The 17,582-nt window shown below is 71.7% G+C and carries 24 protein-coding genes; 9 read left to right on the forward strand and 15 right to left on the reverse strand.

The window, feature by feature from the left end:
* The gene (rph, locus tag N8K70_RS09930; RefSeq protein WP_317138186.1) at nucleotides 1–735 is read right to left on the reverse strand and encodes a ribonuclease PH; all 735 of its coding nucleotides are present in this window, start codon (nucleotides 733–735) and stop codon (nucleotides 1–3) included.
* A 13-nt stretch (nucleotides 736–748) separates the two neighbouring features.
* Nucleotides 749–1,567, reverse strand: a complete 819-nt coding sequence (gene murI, locus N8K70_RS09935; protein WP_317138187.1) for a glutamate racemase — start codon at nucleotides 1,565–1,567, stop codon at nucleotides 749–751.
* 59 nt (nucleotides 1,568–1,626) lie between these two features.
* Between murI and N8K70_RS09940 the strand changes: the two genes are divergently transcribed.
* On the forward strand, nucleotides 1,627–2,958 hold the full coding sequence (locus N8K70_RS09940; protein WP_317138188.1) for a nicotinate phosphoribosyltransferase: 1,332 nt from the start codon (nucleotides 1,627–1,629) through the stop codon (nucleotides 2,956–2,958).
* Between the two features lie 33 nt (nucleotides 2,959–2,991).
* Here N8K70_RS09940 and N8K70_RS09945 read toward each other — a convergent pair whose 3' ends face one another.
* Genes N8K70_RS09945 through N8K70_RS09955 form a run of 3 tightly spaced genes read right to left on the reverse strand, consistent with a single transcriptional unit; the run spans nucleotide 2,992 to nucleotide 5,648 of the window.
* Entirely contained in the window at nucleotides 2,992–3,258 is a 267-nt protein-coding gene (locus tag N8K70_RS09945; RefSeq protein WP_317138189.1) for a DUF3039 domain-containing protein, read from the reverse strand.
* A gap of 48 nt (nucleotides 3,259–3,306) precedes the next feature.
* The gene (locus N8K70_RS09950) at nucleotides 3,307–4,878 is read right to left on the reverse strand and encodes a hypothetical protein (protein ID WP_317138190.1); all 1,572 of its coding nucleotides are present in this window, start codon (nucleotides 4,876–4,878) and stop codon (nucleotides 3,307–3,309) included.
* Complete coding sequence (locus N8K70_RS09955; protein ID WP_317138191.1) at nucleotides 4,854–5,648, reverse strand: ABC transporter ATP-binding protein; 795 nt, start codon at nucleotides 5,646–5,648, stop codon at nucleotides 4,854–4,856. Before N8K70_RS09955 ends, N8K70_RS09950 begins: the two co-directional genes overlap by 25 nt.
* A 198-nt stretch (nucleotides 5,649–5,846) precedes the next feature.
* Here N8K70_RS09955 and N8K70_RS09960 point away from each other — a divergent pair, with 198 nt between their 5' ends.
* The 3 genes from N8K70_RS09960 (at nucleotide 5,847) to N8K70_RS09970 (ending at nucleotide 8,024) form a co-directional block, all read left to right on the forward strand.
* Nucleotides 5,847–6,542, forward strand: coding sequence for a phosphocholine cytidylyltransferase family protein (locus tag N8K70_RS09960; RefSeq protein ID WP_317138192.1), 696 nt, complete (start codon nucleotides 5,847–5,849; stop codon nucleotides 6,540–6,542).
* A gap of 34 nt (nucleotides 6,543–6,576) precedes the next feature.
* Nucleotides 6,577–7,590 carry a hypothetical protein gene (locus tag N8K70_RS09965; RefSeq protein WP_317138193.1) on the forward strand — a complete coding sequence of 338 codons (1,014 nt, stop codon included), beginning with the start codon at nucleotides 6,577–6,579 and terminating at the stop codon, nucleotides 7,588–7,590.
* Nucleotides 7,591–7,724: 134 nt separating this feature from the next.
* A complete protein-coding gene (locus N8K70_RS09970) occupies nucleotides 7,725–8,024 on the forward strand; it encodes a hypothetical protein (protein ID WP_317138194.1) in 300 nt (99 codons plus the stop codon).
* 5 nt (nucleotides 8,025–8,029) lie between these two features.
* Here the strand turns inward: N8K70_RS09970 and N8K70_RS09975 are convergent, their stop codons facing one another.
* Nucleotides 8,030–8,341, reverse strand: coding sequence for a helix-turn-helix domain-containing protein (locus N8K70_RS09975; RefSeq protein WP_317138195.1), 312 nt, complete (start codon nucleotides 8,339–8,341; stop codon nucleotides 8,030–8,032).
* Nucleotides 8,342–8,455: 114 nt separating this feature from the next.
* Here N8K70_RS09975 and N8K70_RS09980 point away from each other — a divergent pair, with 114 nt between their 5' ends.
* A complete protein-coding gene (locus N8K70_RS09980; RefSeq protein ID WP_317138196.1) occupies nucleotides 8,456–8,671 on the forward strand; it encodes an SCO4848 family membrane protein in 216 nt (71 codons plus the stop codon).
* A 110-nt stretch (nucleotides 8,672–8,781) separates the two neighbouring features.
* On the opposite strand, the gene N8K70_RS09985 is transcribed toward N8K70_RS09980, so the two are convergent.
* Nucleotides 8,782–9,036, reverse strand: coding sequence for a type B 50S ribosomal protein L31 (locus tag N8K70_RS09985; protein WP_317138197.1), 255 nt, complete (start codon nucleotides 9,034–9,036; stop codon nucleotides 8,782–8,784).
* Nucleotides 9,037–9,114: 78 nt separating this feature from the next.
* Nucleotides 9,115–9,906 (reverse strand): ABC transporter ATP-binding protein, encoded by a 792-nt coding sequence (locus N8K70_RS09990; RefSeq protein ID WP_317138198.1) that lies wholly within the window; start codon nucleotides 9,904–9,906, stop codon nucleotides 9,115–9,117.
* Nucleotides 9,907–9,964: 58 nt separating this feature from the next.
* Between N8K70_RS09990 and serB the strand changes: the two genes are divergently transcribed.
* Complete coding sequence (gene serB, locus N8K70_RS09995) at nucleotides 9,965–10,600, forward strand: phosphoserine phosphatase SerB (protein ID WP_317141210.1); 636 nt, start codon at nucleotides 9,965–9,967, stop codon at nucleotides 10,598–10,600.
* Nucleotides 10,601–10,606: 6 nt separating this feature from the next.
* On the opposite strand, the gene fabG is transcribed toward serB, so the two are convergent.
* Nucleotides 10,607–11,317, reverse strand: coding sequence for a 3-oxoacyl-ACP reductase FabG (fabG, locus tag N8K70_RS10000; protein ID WP_317138199.1), 711 nt, complete (start codon nucleotides 11,315–11,317; stop codon nucleotides 10,607–10,609).
* 127 nt (nucleotides 11,318–11,444) lie between these two features.
* Between fabG and N8K70_RS10005 the strand changes: the two genes are divergently transcribed.
* From N8K70_RS10005 to N8K70_RS10015, 3 genes are read left to right on the forward strand one after another with little or no spacing between them, the layout of a single operon-like run.
* On the forward strand, nucleotides 11,445–11,813 hold the full coding sequence (locus N8K70_RS10005) for a DUF3099 domain-containing protein (protein WP_317138200.1): 369 nt from the start codon (nucleotides 11,445–11,447) through the stop codon (nucleotides 11,811–11,813).
* Complete coding sequence (locus N8K70_RS10010) at nucleotides 11,810–12,067, forward strand: hypothetical protein (protein WP_394357776.1); 258 nt, start codon at nucleotides 11,810–11,812, stop codon at nucleotides 12,065–12,067. The genes N8K70_RS10005 and N8K70_RS10010 overlap by 4 nt, the downstream gene beginning before the upstream one ends.
* Nucleotides 12,067–12,936: an SURF1 family cytochrome oxidase biogenesis protein gene (locus tag N8K70_RS10015; RefSeq protein ID WP_317141212.1), complete on the forward strand. Its 870-nt coding sequence runs from the start codon at nucleotides 12,067–12,069 to the stop codon at nucleotides 12,934–12,936. Before N8K70_RS10010 ends, N8K70_RS10015 begins: the two co-directional genes overlap by 1 nt.
* A 10-nt stretch (nucleotides 12,937–12,946) precedes the next feature.
* On the opposite strand, the gene N8K70_RS10020 is transcribed toward N8K70_RS10015, so the two are convergent.
* The 6 genes from N8K70_RS10020 to N8K70_RS10045 form a co-directional block, all read right to left on the reverse strand.
* Entirely contained in the window at nucleotides 12,947–13,480 is a 534-nt protein-coding gene (locus N8K70_RS10020; protein WP_317138201.1) for a type 1 glutamine amidotransferase domain-containing protein, read from the reverse strand.
* Between the two features lie 118 nt (nucleotides 13,481–13,598).
* A complete protein-coding gene (gene abc-f / locus N8K70_RS10025) occupies nucleotides 13,599–15,197 on the reverse strand; it encodes a ribosomal protection-like ABC-F family protein (RefSeq protein WP_317138202.1) in 1,599 nt (532 codons plus the stop codon).
* A 92-nt stretch (nucleotides 15,198–15,289) separates the two neighbouring features.
* Complete coding sequence (locus N8K70_RS10030) at nucleotides 15,290–15,628, reverse strand: CHY zinc finger protein (protein ID WP_317138203.1); 339 nt, start codon at nucleotides 15,626–15,628, stop codon at nucleotides 15,290–15,292.
* Nucleotides 15,625–16,218: an energy-coupling factor transporter transmembrane component T family protein gene (locus N8K70_RS10035; protein WP_317138204.1), complete on the reverse strand. Its 594-nt coding sequence runs from the start codon at nucleotides 16,216–16,218 to the stop codon at nucleotides 15,625–15,627. The genes N8K70_RS10030 and N8K70_RS10035 overlap by 4 nt, the downstream gene beginning before the upstream one ends.
* Nucleotides 16,219–16,231: 13 nt before the next feature.
* Entirely contained in the window at nucleotides 16,232–16,936 is a 705-nt protein-coding gene (locus tag N8K70_RS10040; protein WP_317138205.1) for an energy-coupling factor ABC transporter ATP-binding protein, read from the reverse strand.
* Nucleotides 16,929–17,549 carry a biotin transporter BioY gene (locus N8K70_RS10045; RefSeq protein ID WP_317138206.1) on the reverse strand — a complete coding sequence of 207 codons (621 nt, stop codon included), beginning with the start codon at nucleotides 17,547–17,549 and terminating at the stop codon, nucleotides 16,929–16,931. The genes N8K70_RS10040 and N8K70_RS10045 overlap by 8 nt, the downstream gene beginning before the upstream one ends.
* Nucleotides 17,550–17,582: the final 33 nt, after the last annotated feature.

Consider the following 17,582-nt stretch of genomic DNA (forward strand, 5'->3'; position numbering starts at 1 on the left):
TCAGCCCTCCTGGCCGAGCGCCGCGAGCTGGTGCGAGCGCAGCTGGGCGCAGCCGTCGACGCCGAGCTCCAGGAGCGCGTCGAGCTCGCGCTTGTCGAACGGGGCGCCCTCGGCGGTCCCCTGCACCTCGACGAAGAGCCCGCGGCCCGTGACCACGATGTTCATGTCGGTCTCGGCGCGCGAGTCCTCGACGTAGGGCAGGTCGAGCATGGGCACGCCGTCGATGATGCCGGCCGACACCGCGGCCACGGAGTCCGTCAGCACCTGCGACCTCTGCGCGACGAACTTCTTCTCGCGGCCCCACTCGATCGCGTCGGCGAGCGCGACGTACGCCCCCGTGATCGCGGCGGTGCGGGTGCCGCCGTCGGCCTGCAGGACGTCGCAGTCGATGACGATCGTGTTCTCGCCCAGCGCCCGGGTGTCGACCACCGCGCGCAGGGCACGACCGATCAGACGCGAGATCTCGTGCGTGCGTCCGCCGATCCTCCCCTTCACGCTCTCGCGCTGGTTGCGCTCGTTCGTCGCGCGCGGGAGCATCGCGTACTCCGCCGTGACCCAGCCCCTGCCCTTCCCCGTGAGCCAGCGCGGCACGCCGTTCGTGAAGGACGCGGTGCAGAGCACCTTCGTCTCGCCGAAGCTGATGAGGGCGGAGCCCTCCGCCTGGCCGCTCCAGCCGCGCTCGATCGCGATGGGCCGGAGCTGGTCGGGGGTGCGGCCGTCCGCGCGCTGCGTCATGGGTTCCTCGTCTCTATCGTGGAAGGTCGATGGCGCCCGTGCGCACGAGGCGCACGTCGCGCACCTCGCGCCCGAGCAGCCGGTTCGCGAGGCTCGTGAAGGTCGCCGTGTCGGCCCCCGTGGCCTCGTAGGTGTGAGCGGGCGTCGCATCGCGGTCGGCCAGCAGATCTCCCGAGACGAGCTGGCGGTAGACGTCCTTGGCCGTCTCGGTGTCGCTCGACACGAGCGACACGCCGTCGCCCATGAGGTATCCGATGGCCCCCTTCAGGAACGGGTAGTGCGTGCACCCGAGGACGAGCGTGTCGACGCCGGCATCGCGCAACGGCGAGAGGTACTCCTCGGCGGCCCGGAGCAGCTCGGGCGAGTCCGTGACGCCGGCCTCGACGAACTCCACGAACCGCGGGCAGGCGGCGGCGAACACCTCGATGCCGGGGTTCACGCCGAGCATGTCCTGATAGGCGCCCGATCCGATCGTGCCCTCCGTGCCGATCACACCGATGCGCCCGCTGCGCGTGGCGGCCATCGCCTTCCGCACGGCGGGGCCGATGACCTCCACCACGGGCACGTCGTAGCGCTCGCGCGCGTCGCGCAGCATCGCCGCCGAGGCGGTGTTGCACGCGATCACGAGCATCTTCACGCCCTGCTCCACGAGCGTGTCGAGGACCTCGAGCGAATAGCGCCGGACGTCGGCGATGGGCTTGGGGCCGTACGGCGAGTGCAGCGTGTCGCCGATGTAGACCATCGACTCCCGGGGGAGCTGGTCGCCGATCGCACGGGCCACCGTGAGGCCGCCGACTCCCGAGTCGAAGATCCCGATCGGCGCGTTGTCCACGATGACCCAGCCTACCCGCCGTCGCCGGGAGGCATCCCCGCGCCGGTAGGCTGACCGCCATGCGCGCCTCCACGGCCCTGATGACCGACCGATACGAACTGACCATGCTCGACGCCGCGCTGCGCGACGGGACGGCCGGCCGGAACTGCGTCTTCGAGCTCTTTGCCCGCCGGCTCTCCGGCGGACGGCGGTTCGGCGTCGTCGCGGGCACCGGAAGGCTGCTGAGCCTGCTGCGCGATTTCCGCTTCGGCGACGACGAGCTGCGCTTCCTCCGCGACGAGCGGGTCGTGAGCCCCGCAGCCGTCCGACATCTCGAGGACTACCGCTTCTCCGGCACCATCACGGGCTACCGGGAGGGCGAGCTCTACTTCCCCGGCTCTCCCGTGCTCACGGTCGAAGGCTCCTTCGCGGACGCCGTGATCCTCGAGACGCTCGCGCTGAGCGTGATGAACCACGACTCGGCCGTCGCCACGGCGGCGTCCCGCATGAGCATCGCGGCGGGCGACCGGCCGCTGGCCGAGATGGGGTCGCGGCGGGCCGCCGAGCACTCCGCCGTGGCCGCGGCGCGAGCGGCGTTCATCGCGGGCTTCGGCGCGACGAGCAACCTCGAGGCGGGACGCCTGTGGGGGATCCCCACGATGGGCACGGCGGCCCACGCCTGGACGCTCCTCCACGACACGGAAGAGGGCGCCTTCCGATCGCAGATCGACGCGCTCGGCACCGGCACGACGCTCCTCGTCGACACGTACGACATCGCCCGCGGGGTGGAGCTGGCCGTCCGGGTCGCCGGCACCGGGCTGGGCGGCGTGCGCATCGACTCGGGGGACCTGCCGATCGTGGCGGCCGACGTGCGCTCGCAGCTCGACGCGCTCGGCGCGACCGGGACGAGGATCACCGTCACGAGCGATCTCGACGAGTACGCGATCGCCGCCCTCGCCGCGTCGCCCGTCGACGCCTACGGCGTGGGGACGTCGGTCGTCACGGGATCCGGCTATCCGACGGCCGGCATGGTGTACAAGCTCGTCGCGCGCCAGGGCGCGGACGGCGGATGGGTGGCGGTCTCGAAGAAGGCCGAGGGCAAGAACTCTCAGGGCGGCCGCAAGAGCGCGTTCCGCCGTCTCGTGCGCGGCGTCGCGCGCGAGGAGCTCGTCGAGATCGCGGACGGCTTCGAGATCTCCGCCGATCCGGGCGACATCGCGGATTCCCGCCCGCTGCAGGTCACGCTCGTCGACCACGGCGCCATCGACGCCGCGCACGAGGGCCCGCAGGGCGTCCGGACGGCGCGCGCGCATCATCTCCGCGTGCGCGAGGAGCTTCCCGTGCGCGCGCTGGCGCTCAGCAAGTCCGATCCGGCGATCCCCACCGTCTTCTCCGATGCGGGAAGGCGCTGACGGAAGGAAGCGGGGGCGTCGGCGCCCCCTGCCTCACTTCTGCAGCGACTCGTAGATCTCCTTGCAGGTGGGGCACACGGGGAACTTCTCGGGGTCGCGCCCCGGGGTCCACTTCTTCCCGCACAGCGCACGCACCGGCTTGCCGGTGATCGCCGACTCGAGGATCTTCTCCTTCTTGACGTAGTGCGAGAAGCGCTCGTGGTCTCCGGGCTCGATCGTCTCCTCGCGGATGAGCTCTTCGAGCTCGCGGTCGAGGAGCGCGGTGCCGCCCTCGTCGGGGCTGTCAAGCGGGGTGCTCATGCCGTGAAGTCTAGCCGCGCTCCGCGGGGGCGTCGCGGGTCGGAGGAGTCACGTCGCGCCCGCGAACTCCATGAGTCGCGTGCCGCGCGCGTCGAACACCGCCGCGCCCACGGCGATCCCCGCGATCAGCACCCCGGCGCCCGTCCCGAGCCCCGTCCACAGCGCGGGCATCGCGTCGTGATGCCCCTCGCCGATGGCGAGCACGCCCAGCCACAGCGTCGGCGCGCTCAGGAGGAGCGCCCCCAGCAGCACGAGCGCCTGCGACCAGATGCCCGCCGAACCGCTGCGCTGCGGCTGCCGGAAGGGACCGTCGCCGGGTCGCGCGACCGAGTAGGGGGAGACCACCGACGCGATGCTCGAGAGTCCGAACCCCGAGAGCAGCAGGGCGGCGGCGACGCCGATCAGGACGGGCAGGGTGTCCGCCCTGCCGTGGAGAAGAAGCGCGATCGGCACCGCGATCACGAGGATCGGCACCGACACGAGCACGACCGGAGCAAGCCGGCCGGCGCGGTCGGCGACCCCGCGCACGCCGCTCGCGATGTGCAGCCACAGGGCGGAGGAGTCGTAGGCGAGGTCGTTGTGCGGAAGCCATCCGTAGAAGAGCGCGATGAGCGGGACCGGGAGGAGCGCGGCGACCTCGAGCGGCACACCGGCGACGAGCAGGGGGACCACGGTGAGCACCCCCGCCACGGGGATGACGACGACGTTGGCCAGATAGCGGCTGTCGCGGAGCCAGTAGACGAGGCTGCGCGCGGCGATCGCGCCGGTCGCGGTGCCGGGGAGCACGGCGAACCATCCCAGGCCCGTCCCGCTGCGAACGGCCACCGGATGCTCGACGGTCGTGACGAGCCGGCGCACCGCGACCGCCCATGCCGCGACGGTCAGGGCGAGCGTCGCGACGCCCACGACGGCTCCGAGCCACGCTGCGGACCCGTCTCCCGTCCCGACCGCCGCCGGGATCCCGGACCACGCCCCGAACGGGGTGAAGACGAGAGCCCGCGCGACGCGCCCGAACGCCTGCGCCGTGCTCTCGCCCCACGAGCCGGCGAGCAGGATGGCCGCGGCGATGCCCGCGAGGACGACGGCGACGACGAATCCTCCGGCGAGCTCGATCCCGCGGCCGTCTCCGGCGGCGAGCAGCGCCCGCAGCGCCATCGCGACCCGCGCGAGGACGACGCAGGTGGCCGCGTGGGCGGCCGCTGCGGCCACGGCGACGGCGACGGGCACGTCCAGCGCCGTCCACGCGACGGCCGCGGCGACGTCGAAGGCGACCACCAGCCACGTGGGAACGCTGATGAGGCCCGACAGCAGCAGCGTCGCGGCGAGCGGACGCGGCTCGAGCCCCGCCGTCCGGAACCGCCGCGGATCGAGCGGATCGGTCGCCGCCGTCAGGAGCGGGACGACCATGAAGGCGATCGTGATGCCCGCTCCGGCGAGCACGAGCGCCGTGGCGGCCGTCTCCCGGGGCAGCGACGACAGCGCCGCCGTGCGCGCGAAGAGGAAGGCGCAGGCCGCCGCCAGCGCCACGGCGCCGGCGATGCGCGCGGCGGCCCTGCCCGCCGTCGCTCGGAACGCCCCCAGAAGGAGCGCCGCCCTCAGTCGGAGAACGTCTGCAACCACTCGAGCCCCTCCACCTCGCCGAGGCCTCCGGACAGCTCCACGAACCTCTGCTCGAGGGTGAGATCGCCCTTCACCTCGTGGACGGTCCCCTCCTCCAGGACCTGCCCGGCGACGAGCACGGCGACGCGGGTGCAGACCTGCTCGATGAGGTCCATCCCGTGGCTCGAGAGCAGGACGGCCCCGCCGCCGGCGACATAGGCGTCGAGGATCTCCAGGACCTTCGCGGCGGAAGCGGGGTCGACGGCCTCGAAGGGCTCGTCGAGGACGAGCAGCTGCGGCGAGTGGATCATGGCCGCCGCGAGCATGACCTTCTTCGTCATGCCGGCCGAGTAGTCCGACACGACGCGGCCGAGCGCGTCGTCGAGGCCCAGCGCCCCCGCGAGGTCCGCCGTGCGATCGGCCACGACGTCCGGCCTCATCCCGCGGAGCATGCCCGTGTAGTGGAGCAGCTGTCGTCCCGTCAGGCGATCGAAGGTGCGCAGCCTGTCGGGCAGCACGCCCATGCGCTTCTTGGCCGCACGCGGCTCGGCTCTCAGGTCGACGTCTCCCACCCGGATCTCGCCGCGGTCGGGACGCAGCAGCCCCGCGATCATCGAGAGCGTCGTCGTCTTCCCCGCGCCGTTCGGCCCGAGGAGCCCGTAGTACATCCCCGCAGGCACCGTCAGGTCGATGCCTGCGACGGCATGTGTTCCGCCGTACGACTTCGAGACGCCCCGGAGCGTCAGCACGGGGATCCCCGGATCGGGGTCGGGAATCTCGGCGTCGGTCACCGACCCAACGTACCAAGGGAGCGCCCGATCCCCGCTGAGCGGTCACGATCGGATCACGAGTCGCCTGGCATGTGCTGGAAATCCTCCCGGCCAGAGCGGGCATTCTGACACATCGCGGCGCGGGCGGCTACCATGGGCGAGGCACCTCATCGTGAATCTTCGATGAATCGGCCGTGAACCGAGCACCAGGAGATCAGCATGACCATCCAGACCGTCATCCTCGCCGCAGGCATGGGATCGCGCCTCGGCCGGGTGCTTCCGAAGTCCCTGACCGTGCTGAGCGACGGACGCTCCATCATGCAGCAGCAGCACGAGAACGTCCGCGCCGCCTTCGGCGACGACGCGCGCATCACCACCGTCGTGGGCTACCGCGCGGAGGACATCGTCGAGCGTTTCCCCGACGCGAACTACGTCTACAACGAGCGCTACGACCAGACGAACACCTCGAAGAGCCTGCTGCGCGCGCTCTCCGCGACCGGCCGCGGCGGCGTGCTGTGGATGAACGGCGACGTCGTCTTCGACCCTCGGATCCTCGGCCGGGCGGTCTCCCTCATCGAGCGCGAGCAGTCCTTCGTCACCGTGAACACCTCCAAGGTGAGCGACGAGGAGGTCAAGTACACCGTCGCCCCCGACGGCCACATCGACGAGCTCTCGAAGACGGTCGTCGGCGGGATCGGCGAGGCCGTGGGCATCAACTACGTCTCGCAGCGCGACAAGCGGGCCTTCATGCGGCAGCTGGGCCGCGTGAACGATCAGGACTACTTCGAGCGCGGTCTCGAGCTCGCGATCGCCGAGGACGGGCTGCGCATCGCGCCGATGGACATCTCGGACCTGTACGCCGTCGAGGTCGACTTCGCCGAGGACCTCGAGCGAGCGAACGCGGCCCTCGTCTGAGCATCCCCCCTCGACCCGTGCCGACCATCGGCTGATGCCCGAGGACGTCCATCGCATCCATTCGCTGCCCGAGGATGCGCCGTGGCAGAGCGGCCTGCCGCCCGTGGGCTCCGCCGAGCACCCGATCGCGATCCGCGCCCTCGACGGGGTGCTCGCCGTCCAGCGTCCGGTCGTGCTGGCCCACCTGCGATCGATGCGCCTGCGTCACCCGGAGGCGACGCCCGCCCAGATCGTGCGCATGCTCGAGCGGCGCTATCTCGCCGGCGTGACCGCAGGGGGCGCCGCCGTGGGTGCGACGGCGGTCGTGCCGGGCATCGGGACGGGCGTGACGCTCGCGCTGTCGGGGGTCGAGACGGCGGGGTTCCTGGAGGCGACGACGCTGTTCGCGCAGTCGCTCGCGGAGGTGCACGGCTTCGCCGTCGAGAGCCCCGATCGCTCGCGCGCCCTCGTGCTGACGCTCATGCTCGGCGGTGAGGGCGTCGCCCTCGTCCGTCAGCTTGCGGGGCAGGCCCTGGGCAAGGGGGCCTCGCTCTCGACGCATTGGGGCGATCTCATCGCGAAGTCGCTCCCCAAGGCCGCTGTCGGTCCGCTGGTCGATCGGCTCAAGAAGACCTTCATCCATCAGTTCGCGGCACGGGGCGGGGCGAGCTTCGTCGGGAAGGCCCTTCCGTTCGGCGTCGGCGCCGCCGTCGGCGGCGCCGGGAACCACCTCCTGGGGCGCCGTGTCGTGCAGGCGTCGCGGCGGGCGTTCGGCGAGGTCCCGGAACGGCTGCCGTCCGCGATCGAGCCGCGACCGGGCGCGGAGCGGATCGAACACGTCGCCCTGCACGGCCTGGAGCAGGCGCGATCCGCGATGTGGGCGGCCGCCGGCTCCGTGGGCGCCGGTCTGGGCGCGGCGCGGCGCGGCATCGCCGCTGCGGGAGACGGCGCGGGCAGGGCGGGCCGGGGCGCGGCGGGCTCCGTGCGTCGTGCGCTCTCCCGGCGGACGGACGACCGCGCCGAGTCAGCGGATCCCGAGCGGGACGACGACGCCGGCGAACGACGCTGATCCTCTTCGGCGGGGCCTCGACGAGGCGCGACGTCCCGTGCACAGGCGCCGATGCGGATGACTTCTCCACAGATCCGCGCTCGAGGAGGGAGTCCGAGCCCCCGCGCGTCGGCGGCCGCTCGTAGCGTCGCCGCATGCTCACGATCCTCGACGGCGCGCGCACTCCCCCGGCCTATCGCGTTCCGTGGCATGTCGACCGCTCGGACGCTCCGCATCCCCGCGTGTCGAACATCGCGTCGGAGCCGGTCGACGTCGTCCGCGCGTTCATCATGGACGACACGTCGCCGCCGATGAGCGAGCGCTGGGGCCTCGTGCTCCCCGGCGAGGTCTGCGAGCTCTGCCTCTGCGATCGCGAGCTCGCCTCCGTCATCGTCAGCCTCGCGTGGTTCCGTCCGGGCGAGGACGCGGAGTATCTGTGGCGGTTCTCCCTGTGAGCAGCTCAGTCGCCCAGGGTGCGCGGCTGACGGCGGTGCCGCTCGCGCTCGGTGTAGCCGTACGGGCGCCGCCCCTGCGGCAGATCGGACGCGTCGAGGTCCTGAAGCAGATCGCCCACCTCGACTTCGAGGGCGATCGCGATCTGCAGGAGCGTGTACACGGTGGGGTTGCCCGCGCCCTTCTCGATCCGCTGGAGGTGCGTCAGGTCGAGATCGGCGCATTCCGCAAGCGAGCGAGCGCTGAGGCTGGCTCGATGACGGAGTTCGGCGATGCGCTGCCCTACTTTCACCGACACGGCTGACTGGGGCTTCGGCATCCTTCAAGCTTCACGACGGTCGCGTGCGATGCCTAAGTATGCCTGCACTCGTTTTCAGTCTACGGCATATATGCCGGCGACGATCATCCGATCCCCGGCTCGTAGACTCGACGCATGACCGTCCTCCTGGGTGTCCTGCTGCTCGTCAACGCCGTCTTCAACGTCGTGGTGTGGCCCCGCTTCGGGAAGCGCGTCGCGGCCGATCCGAGGGCTCGGGACGCCGACGGGCGGAAGACGTCGTTCTACACCGTCCACGCCGTGCTCATCGGCATCGCCCTCGCGATCGCCGCCGCCTCCGCGGTGGCCGGCATCTGGGCCCTCGTCGCCTGATCGAGAGCGCTCCGTCCGAGCGGATCGTGCGCGGGGCCCGTGGAGGCGCGCGTCGCTGTCCACGCAGAAGGCCCCGCCGAAGCGGGGCCTTCTGCGTGGACAGGGACGGACTACTTGGAGCCGCCGAAGCCCTTGAAGCGCTGGTTGAACTTCTCGACGCGACCGGCCGAGTCCATGATGCGCTGCTTGCCCGTGTAGAACGGGTGCGACGCGGACGAGATCTCGACGTCGATGACCGGGTACTCGACGCCGTCGAGCTCGATCGTCTTGTCGCTCGTCGTGGTCGAACGCGTGAGGAAGGTCTCGCCCGAGCCGAGGTCGCGGAAAACGACGGGCCGGTACGTCGGGTGGATGTCAGTCTTCATGGTTGTCCTTGCGGGATCGAGTCGATCGGATGAGAAAGTCTGCGGGCACGAGGCGCCAAAGGTCCATCTTACCAGACGCTAATTGCCGGTGACGGCCCTCGCCGCGTACCGGCCGGCCTGCTCGGTGAGCGTGACGGGCAGGCCGAAGGCGGCGGTGAGGTTGTCGGCCGTGAGCGCCTCGGCGAGCGGGCCCGCCGCCACGGGCTTGCCGTCGCGCAGAAGCAGCACGTGGGTGAAGCCGACGGGGATCTCCTCGACGTGATGCGTGACCATCACCATCGCGGGCGTGCCCGGAGCCTGCGCGTACCCGCTGAGGAGCTGCAGGAGCACTTCGCGCGCACCCAGATCGAGGCTCGCCGTCGGCTCGTCGAGCAGCAGCAGCTCGGGGTCGGTCATGATCGCGCGCGCGATCTGCACGCGCTTCTGCTCGCCGTCGCTGAGCGTCCCGAAGGCGCGATCGGACAGGTGGTCGAGCTGCCATTCGGCGAGGACCCGCAGCGCACGGCGCTCGTCGATGTTCTCGTACTGCTCGTTCCAGCGGCCCGTGATCGAGTACGCGGCCGTGAGCACCGTGTCGAGGACGGTCTCGTCCGCGGGGATGCGCTTCGCGAGCGCGCTCGAGGCGAAGCCGATGCGCGGACGGAGCTCGAAGACGTCCGTGCGTCCGAGCCGCTCGTCGAGGATGTCGACCGTGCCCGTGGTGGGGTACAGGTACGTGTCGGCCAGTTGCAGGACGGTGGTCTTGCCGGCGCCGTTCGGGCCGAGGATGACCCAGCGTTCGTCGTCGTTCACCGTCCAGCTGACGCCGTCGACGATATTGCGGCCGTTGCGGCGCACCACGACGCCGTCGAACTCGAGCACGGGAGGCATGCGTCCAGCCTAGCGAGGTGCCGGACTGGGATCCGCCGTGGCACGCCCGGTACCCTCGGTGAACGTGACCCGCTTTCTCGTCGTGCTCGACGCCGACTCCACCCTCATCCGCAACGAGGTGATCGAGCTCATCGCCGACGAGGCCGGCCGCGGCGCGGAGGTCGCGGCGGCGACAGAGGCGGCGATGCGCGGCGAGGTCGACTTCACGGAGAGTCTGCGGTCACGCGTGAGAGCCCTCGCGGGCGTGGCCGTCACGGCCTTCGATCGCGTCGTGGCACGCATCGAGCCGACTCCGGGGGTGCGCGAGCTGACGGCCGCCGTGCACGAGCGCGGCGGGATGGTCGGCGTCGTCTCGGGCGGGTTCCACGAGGTGCTCGACGCGGTCGCGCCGGTCCTCGGCGCGGATGTGTGGCGCGCGAACCGGCTGAAGGCCTCGGACGGCGCGCTGACGGGCGAGGTCGACGGACCCGTCGTCGATGCCGCGGCGAAGGCGGCGGCGCTGGCCGAGTGGGCCGTCGCGAACGGCGTGCCGCTCCACCGCACGGTCGCGATCGGCGACGGCGCGAACGATCTGGAGATGATCGCGGCCGCCGGCCTCGGCATCGCCTTCAACGCGAAGCCCGCGGTGCGCGACGCGGCGCCGATCGTCATCGGCCCGGTCGACCTGCGCGAGGTCCTCCGCCTGCTGCCGTGAGGGCTCTCAGTGCCCCATCCCGATGCCGCCGTCGACGGGGATGACGGCGCCGGAGATGTACGCGGCGTCGTCCGATGCCAGCCACGTCACGACGCCGGCGACCTCGGACGCGCTGCCGTAGCGTCCCGCGGGGATCGACTTGCGGTACTCCGCCTGGGTCTCCTCCGGCAGCTGCGCCGTCATGTCCGTCTCGATGAACCCGGGGGCCACGACGTTCGACGTGATGCCGCGCGCGCCGAGCTCGCGCGTGAGCGACCGGGCGAACCCGACGAGCGCGCTCTTCGACGACGAGTAGTTCACCTGGCCGGCCGACCCGTAGAGGCCCACGACGCTCGAGATGAGGATGACGCGTCCGAAGCGCGCGCGGATCATGCCCTTCAGCGCGCGCTTGACGACGCGGAACGCTCCGCCGAGGTTCGTGTCGACGACCGCATCGAAGTCGTCGTCGCTCATGCGCAGCATGAGGGTGTCCTTCGTGATGCCCGCGTTCGCGACGACGATCGTCACGGGCCCGAGCGCCTGCTCCACCTCGGCGAAAGCAGCGTCGAGAGCCGCGGAGTCTGTCACGTCGGCGCGCACGGTGAGCGTGCCCTCCGGACCCTCGCCGCTGCGCGCCGTGACGGCGACGCGATGTCCCTCCGCGACGAATCGCTCGGCGATGGCGCGGCCGATGCCGCGGTTGCCTCCTGTGACAAGGACGACGCGTTCTGTGGACACGGCACACTCCCGTTTCTGGGCGGATGGGACCGCACCAGCTTATGCGGCGACGGCCGCGCTCATGCGGGGACGGGCGCTGCGTCGCTGTCGGCCGGCGCGCGGCGTCGCGAAGTAGGCTGTGCTCACCGTGAAGATCCGCAAGCAGAAGCCCCAGTCGGCGACCTCGATCGAGCGATCGCCTCGCGACGACGAGTCCCATCGCATGCGCAGGTACATCCTGACCATGGCCGTGCGCACGCTGTGCCTCGTCCTCATGGTGGTCGTCACGCCGTACGGCTGGTATTCGTTCGTCTTCGCGGCCGGGGCCGTCTTCCTCCCGTACATCGCGGTCGTCGTCGCCAACGCCGCGCAGGCGGGCCAGGTCTCGCGCGCGCAGCCGCCCCGGCAGCGCTCCCTGCCGGGCGCCCCGGACACGTCGCAGGAGGCGCCGGGCACGGTCATCCGCATGTCCGAGACGCGCCCGTCCGCCGGGCCCGACGAGGAGCGGAAGCCGTGATCGGCTTCGGAGGCGCCTTCGACGAGCCCGTCTGCTCCCGCGCGGGCTGCGGGGAGCCGGCGTCGTGGAGCATCCTGTGGCGCAATCCCCGGATCCACACGGCCGGACGGCGCAAGGCCTGGCTCGCATGCGACGCCCATGTGGACTTCCTGCGGGATTTCCTCGCGAGCAGGGACTTCCCGCTCGAGGTCGTCTCCGGCGTCGTCGAGGCGCCGGCCGCGATCGGCGACGACGGCACGGGAGGCGCCGCATGATGCGCTCCCGCGCGGCCAGATGGTCCCTGTACGTCGTCGTCGCCATCCTCTTCGCGGTCGCGTGCGCCTTCCTGTCCAACTGGCAGTTCGCGCGCAACGAGCAGCGCGCCGCGGGCAACGCCCTCATCGAGCAGAACTACGACGCCGACGCCGTGCCCATCGGCGAGGTCCTGTCCGGGACCGACGACTTCGACGCGCAGGACGAATGGCAGCCCGTCGTCCTCACGGGCACGTACCTGACCGAGGATCAGCTGCTCGTGCGCAACCGCGCGCAGGGAGGGACGAGCGCGTTCGAGGTGCTCGTCCCGTTCCGGCTCGACGACGGGCGGATCATCGTCGTGGACCGCGGCTGGGTGCAGCCCGGCGAGGGCGACGCCCCGGACGCGGTCCCGTCTGCGCCCGAGGGCGATGTGACCGTCCTCGCGCGGCTGCGACCGGGCGAACAGCTGCCGGCCTCCGGCCGCAGCGCGCCGGAGGGCCAGCTGCCGACCATCCATCTGCCCTCGGTCGCCGCGCTCACGGGCGGCGACACCATCACCGCCGCGTACGGCCTCATGGTGTCCGAGGACCCCGCGCCCGCCGAACGGCCCCAGCCCCTCGCCGCTCCCGAGGTCGAGCCCGGTCCCCACCTGTCGTACGCGATCCAGTGGATCCTCTTCGCCGTCATGGGCTTCATCTTCATCGGGTACATGATCCGCACGGAGATCACGGCGCGCCGCGAGGAGGCCGAGCCCGACGACGAGGACGACGACGACGACGAGCTCGAGGATGCGCCCAGGAGGCGGACGCCCCCGGTGACGCGCCGACCGCGGCGTCGCGACCGCGACGCCGACGAGGAGGACGCCCTCATCGACGCCGGGGGCCGCTGAGGAGGGCGCGTCAGCCGAGCGCGTCGGCGATCGCGCGGTTGAACGCGTCGAGATCGCCGGGGTCCCTCGAGGTGATGAGGTTCCCGTCGACGACGACCTCTTCGTCGACCCAGTCGGCCCCCGCGTTGCGCAGGTCGTGCTCGAGCGAGGGGTACGAGGTGAGGCGCCTGCCCGACGCCGCCCCCGCCTGGACGAGGATCCACGGCGCATGGCAGATCGCGGCGACGGGCTTCCCCGTGGCGAGGAAGTCCCGGACGAAGGCGACGGCGGCGTCGTCGAGACGCAGGCTGTCGGCGTTGAGCGTCCCGCCGGGGAGCACGAGCAGGTCGTAGTCCTCCGGCTTCGCCTCGGCCACGGCGACGTCCACGGCGAACGTGTCGGCGTGGTCCCAGTCGTTCTCGAGCGCCTGCAGCGTCGGGGTCGAGGGCGAGACGACCACGGTCGTCGCGCCCGCGTCGTCGAGGGCGTCGCGGGGGCTCGTGAGCTCGATCTGCTCGACGCCCTTCGTCAGCAGGAAGGCGACGTTCTTTCCGGATGCGGGCATGGGAGGACTCCTCTCGGACGGATGACGTTCGCCCTCCATCCGACGCCGGATGCCGTCTCCCCCGCAACGGCTCGCGCCGAGCGGTCGACGCCGTTACACTCCGGCCGGGCCCGGGCTCCTACGCGAGCGTGATGAGGTCGAGATAGCTCTTGTTCCAGATGTCCTCGACCCCGTCCGGCAGCAGGAGCACCCGCTCGGGGTTCAGCGCCTCCACGGCCCCCTCGTCATGCGAGACCAGCACGACGGAGCCCTCGTAGTGCGACAGCGCGCCGAGGATCTCGTCTCGCGACGCGGGATCGAGGTTGTTCGTCGGCTCGTCGAGGAGCAGCACGTTCGCGGAGGAGACGACGAGCGTCGCCAGCGAGAGCCGCGTCTTCTCCCCGCCGGACAGCACCCCTGCGGGCTTGTGCACGTCGTCGCCCGTGAAGAGGAACGAGCCCAGCACCTTCCTGGCCTCCGTCTCGGTCAGATCCGGCGCCGCCGACACCATGTTCTCGAGCACGGAGCGCGCGACGTCGAGGTTCTCGTGCTCCTGCGCGTAGTAGCCGATCTTGAGGCCGTGGCCGGGCTCGATCCGGCCCGTGTCGCTCTCGTCCACGCCCGCGAGGATGCGCAGCAGCGTCGTCTTGCCCGCGCCGTTGAGGCCGAGGACGACGACCTTCGATCCGCGGTCGATCGCGAGGTCGACGCCCGCGAAGATCTCCAGCGCGCCGTACGACTTCGAGAGGCTCGACGCCATGAGCGGCGTCTTGCCGCACGGGGCGGGCTTCGGGAAGCGGAGCTTCGCGACGCGGTCGTCCTGACGCACCTCCTCGAGCCCGGAGAGCAGCTTCTCCGCGCGCGCCACCATCTGGTGCGCGGCGGCGGCCTTCGTCGCCTTCGCGCCGAAGCGGGCGGCCTGCTGCTGCAGCACCGAGGCCTTCTTCTCCGCGTTCGCGCGCTCCTTCTTGCGTCGCTCCTCGTCCGCCACGCGCTGGCGCTGATAGTGCTTCCAGCCCATGTTGTAGACGTCGATCGCCTGACGGTTGGCGTCGAGGTAGAACACGCGGTTCACCGTCTCGCCCACGAGCTCGACGTCGTGGCTGATGACGATGAGCCCGCCCCTGTAGGTCTTCAGGAACTCGCGCAGCCAGATGACGCTGTCGGCGTCGAGGTGGTTCGTCGGCTCGTCGAGGATCATCGTCTCGGCGTCGGAGAACAGGATGCGCGCGAGCTCGATGCGCCGGCGCTGACCGCCGGAGAGCGTCTTGAGCGGCTGGTCGAGGATGCGGTCGGGCAGCGAGAGGTTGTGGGCGATGGACGCGGCCTCCGACTCGGCGCCGTAGCCCCCCAGCGCCTCGAACCGCTCCATGAGGCGCCCGTAGCGCTTCATGGCCTTCTCCGCCGCAGCCGGGTCGTCCGACGCCATCTGCTCGGACGACTCGCGGATGCCCGCCGCCAGGTCGCCGAGGTCGCGCGCGTTGAGGATGCGCGTGCGCGCGGTCTCCTCCGGGTCTCCCGAACGCGGGTCCTGGGGAAGGTACCCGATGTCGCCGCTCTTGGTGATCTTGCCGTCGGAGGGGATCAGGTCCCCCGCCAGCACCTTGGTGAGGGTGGTCTTGCCCGCGCCGTTCCGGCCGACGAGCCCGACCTTGTCCCCCGGGCCGACGCGGAAGTCGACTCCCGACATGAGCAGTCGCGCACCGACGCGGATCTCGAGGTCCTGCACGGCGAGCACAGCGGCACCTTCTCTTTCCGGGGAGGGGTCAGCGGCCGAACGGCCAGCCTCCCATTATAGGTCCGCGCCGAGGACGGTCGTCTGGGAGCCTTTCACGCGAAGTACAGAGGGTGATGCAGTCGGCAGTTCTCGTTGAACGCGCCGCCGCACTTCGCGCACGCGGACGTCGCGAGGTAGGCGTCGATCGACGACGTCGCGCCGCACACGCCGCACAGGAGCGCCTGCGCCTCGTGCTCGTCCCGTCCCCAGCGTGCGGCGGGATGGTCGGCGTCCTCCTCGTGACACGTGTGGCACGGATACCACCGCCGGCAGCAGGGGAAGAGGATCGCGAGGACGTCGTCTGCTCCGTGCCAGTGCGCGCATCGCGTCTGCCCGTCGACGACCGCGCCGTGCACGAGCACGCCGCCGACGCGGATCGGCCGCGCCGTCATGCGATCCCTCGGGCGCTCAGCGCGTCCGCGACGTCGTCTGCGTGCCGCAGCGACATCACGAGCAGCGGCACGACCGCGCGGATGCCCGAGCGGACGCCCCGCGCGGCCTGCGCCTCGCGGACGCGCCGCGCGAAGTCGGCGACGACGGGCACGAGGGCGATCGCGAGCGACAGGGTGAACGCGACGCGCCAGGGGTCGACCCCGAGGCGCCGCAGCGGACGCAGTCCGCGTTCGACGGTGTCGAGCATGTCCTCGCTGCGCGTCGTGAGCGTGAGGAGCCCCGCGAGCAGCACCACCGACACCACGCGCGTCGTGTTCACCGCGGCCGCGAGGGGGCCGGAGAACACGAGCTGCGTGAGGGCCATGAGAAGGACGATCCACCGCAGCGACCAGAGCTGGCCGGCCCAGACGACCGGCCCGAACCCGGCGATCGCGAAGAGCGCGAGGACGACCGCCAGCGCAGCGCCCGCCGTCACGGGAGTGTGCGGCCACAGCGACACGAGGAGAGCGATCGCCGCGACGGCCCCCAGCTTCGCCGCCGCCGGCATCCGGTGCACGAGGCTGTCCCCCGGCCGGTAGAGCGAGATCATCCCTCTCCCCCGTTCATGCGAACTCCGCGCGATACCCGGCGATGACGTCGTCCGGCGCCCCGGTCTCGGCGAGCCGTCCGTCCGCGAAGCGCAGGACGACGTCGCAGCGGGCGGCGAGGTCGAGGTCGTGCGTCACGATGACCGTCTGCGACTCCACCTCGTCGACGAGGAGGTCGGCCATCCTCCGGGAGTTGCCGAGGTCGAGCAGCGTCGTCGGCTCGTCGGCCACGACGAGCGCCGGGCGCCGGATCAGGACGGAGACGAGTGCGAGCAGCTGCTTCTGCCCGCCCGAGAGGCTGTACGCCGGCTGGTCGGCGTGTGCGGCGAGGCCGTGGCGATCGAGCTCCTCGCGAACCCGCTCCGCGATCTGCGTCCTCGACAGACCCGCGCCCTTGAGCGAGAGGGCCACGTCCTCCGCCACGGTCGGCATGAGGATCTGCGCGTCGGGGTTGGTGAAGACGAAGCCGACGCGTGCGCGCAGGGCTCGCCGTTCGCGGGCGACGTCGAGGCCGTGCACGCGCACCCGCCCCGCGGACGGTGCGACGAGACCGTCGAGCAGCCGTGCGAAGGTCGACTTCCCCGAGCCGTTCGCGCCGATCACCGCGATCCGTCGCTGATCGAGGCGCACCGTCACGTCCGAGAGGATGCGCGTCTCGCCCGCCGTCACGGAGACGCCGTCGAGACGGATCTCCCGTGCGGCGGCGTCGCGCTCACTCATCGACCGTCGCGGGTTCCTCCGTCGCGGGCTCCTGCGTGCGGACGCGCGGCCGCGCCGCGCCGAACCCCACCGGGTACGCGCGGTGGACCGCGACCGTGAGGACGGTCGCGAGCACGACCTTGACGAGGTCGCCGGGGAGGAACACGGCGCTCGCGACGACGGTCTCGCCGAGCGGGAGAGCGAGGACGATCGCCTGCACGGGGATGCCGAACGCGTAGATCACGAGGATGCCGCCGACGACGTTCGCGAGGGCGACCCGCCACCACTCGAGGCGGCGCCCGCCGGCGTGCGCGATGAGGCCCACGACGGCCGCGCCCGCGACCCAGCCGACGAGGTAGCCCGCGGTGGGGCCGACGAAGACGCCGAGCCCGCCCTTCCCGCCGGAGAGGACGGGCAGGCCGATCGCCGCGAGCACGAGCACGACGAGCACGGATGCGGCGGCGCCGCGCCAGCCGAGGACGGCGCCGGCGAGCATGACGCCGAGCGTCTGCGCCGTGATCGGGACGCCGATGGGCCCGGGGATCGGCCCCATGAGGCCGAGGGCGATGATGATCGCGGCGAACACCGCGATGCGGGCGATGTCGCGCCCCTCGAATCGACTCGTCTGACTCATACCGCGGCTCCTCGAGATCGGATGGCTTCCTGA

This window comes from Microbacterium sp. AB, assembly GCF_032878875.1.
Lineage (GTDB): Bacteria > Actinomycetota > Actinomycetes > Actinomycetales > Microbacteriaceae > Microbacterium > Microbacterium betulae.

What these genes read in the sequence shown, in the direction of transcription:
- rph (WP_317138186.1), bottom strand. Translation starts at nt 735, where the DNA reads ATGACGCAGCGCGCGGACGGCCGCACCCCCGACCAGCTCCGGCCCATC.
- N8K70_RS09940 (WP_317138188.1), top strand. Translation starts at nt 1,627, where the DNA reads ATGCGCGCCTCCACGGCCCTGATGACCGACCGATACGAACTGACCATG.
- N8K70_RS09945 (WP_317138189.1), bottom strand. Translation starts at nt 3,258, where the DNA reads ATGAGCACCCCGCTTGACAGCCCCGACGAGGGCGGCACCGCGCTCCTC.
- N8K70_RS09960 (WP_317138192.1), top strand. Translation starts at nt 5,847, where the DNA reads ATGACCATCCAGACCGTCATCCTCGCCGCAGGCATGGGATCGCGCCTC.
- N8K70_RS09965 (WP_317138193.1), top strand. Translation starts at nt 6,577, where the DNA reads ATGCCCGAGGACGTCCATCGCATCCATTCGCTGCCCGAGGATGCGCCG.
- N8K70_RS09970 (WP_317138194.1), top strand. Translation starts at nt 7,725, where the DNA reads ATGCTCACGATCCTCGACGGCGCGCGCACTCCCCCGGCCTATCGCGTT.
- N8K70_RS09975 (WP_317138195.1), bottom strand. Translation starts at nt 8,341, where the DNA reads ATGCCGAAGCCCCAGTCAGCCGTGTCGGTGAAAGTAGGGCAGCGCATC.
- N8K70_RS09980 (WP_317138196.1), top strand. Translation starts at nt 8,456, where the DNA reads ATGACCGTCCTCCTGGGTGTCCTGCTGCTCGTCAACGCCGTCTTCAAC.
- N8K70_RS09985 (WP_317138197.1), bottom strand. Translation starts at nt 9,036, where the DNA reads ATGAAGACTGACATCCACCCGACGTACCGGCCCGTCGTTTTCCGCGAC.
- N8K70_RS09990 (WP_317138198.1), bottom strand. Translation starts at nt 9,906, where the DNA reads ATGCCTCCCGTGCTCGAGTTCGACGGCGTCGTGGTGCGCCGCAACGGC.
- N8K70_RS10015 (WP_317141212.1), top strand. Translation starts at nt 12,067, where the DNA reads ATGCGCTCCCGCGCGGCCAGATGGTCCCTGTACGTCGTCGTCGCCATC.
- N8K70_RS10020 (WP_317138201.1), bottom strand. Translation starts at nt 13,480, where the DNA reads ATGCCCGCATCCGGAAAGAACGTCGCCTTCCTGCTGACGAAGGGCGTC.
- N8K70_RS10030 (WP_317138203.1), bottom strand. Translation starts at nt 15,628, where the DNA reads ATGACGGCGCGGCCGATCCGCGTCGGCGGCGTGCTCGTGCACGGCGCG.
- N8K70_RS10035 (WP_317138204.1), bottom strand. Translation starts at nt 16,218, where the DNA reads ATGATCTCGCTCTACCGGCCGGGGGACAGCCTCGTGCACCGGATGCCG.
- N8K70_RS10040 (WP_317138205.1), bottom strand. Translation starts at nt 16,936, where the DNA reads ATGAGTGAGCGCGACGCCGCCGCACGGGAGATCCGTCTCGACGGCGTC.
- N8K70_RS10045 (WP_317138206.1), bottom strand. Translation starts at nt 17,549, where the DNA reads ATGAGTCAGACGAGTCGATTCGAGGGGCGCGACATCGCCCGCATCGCG.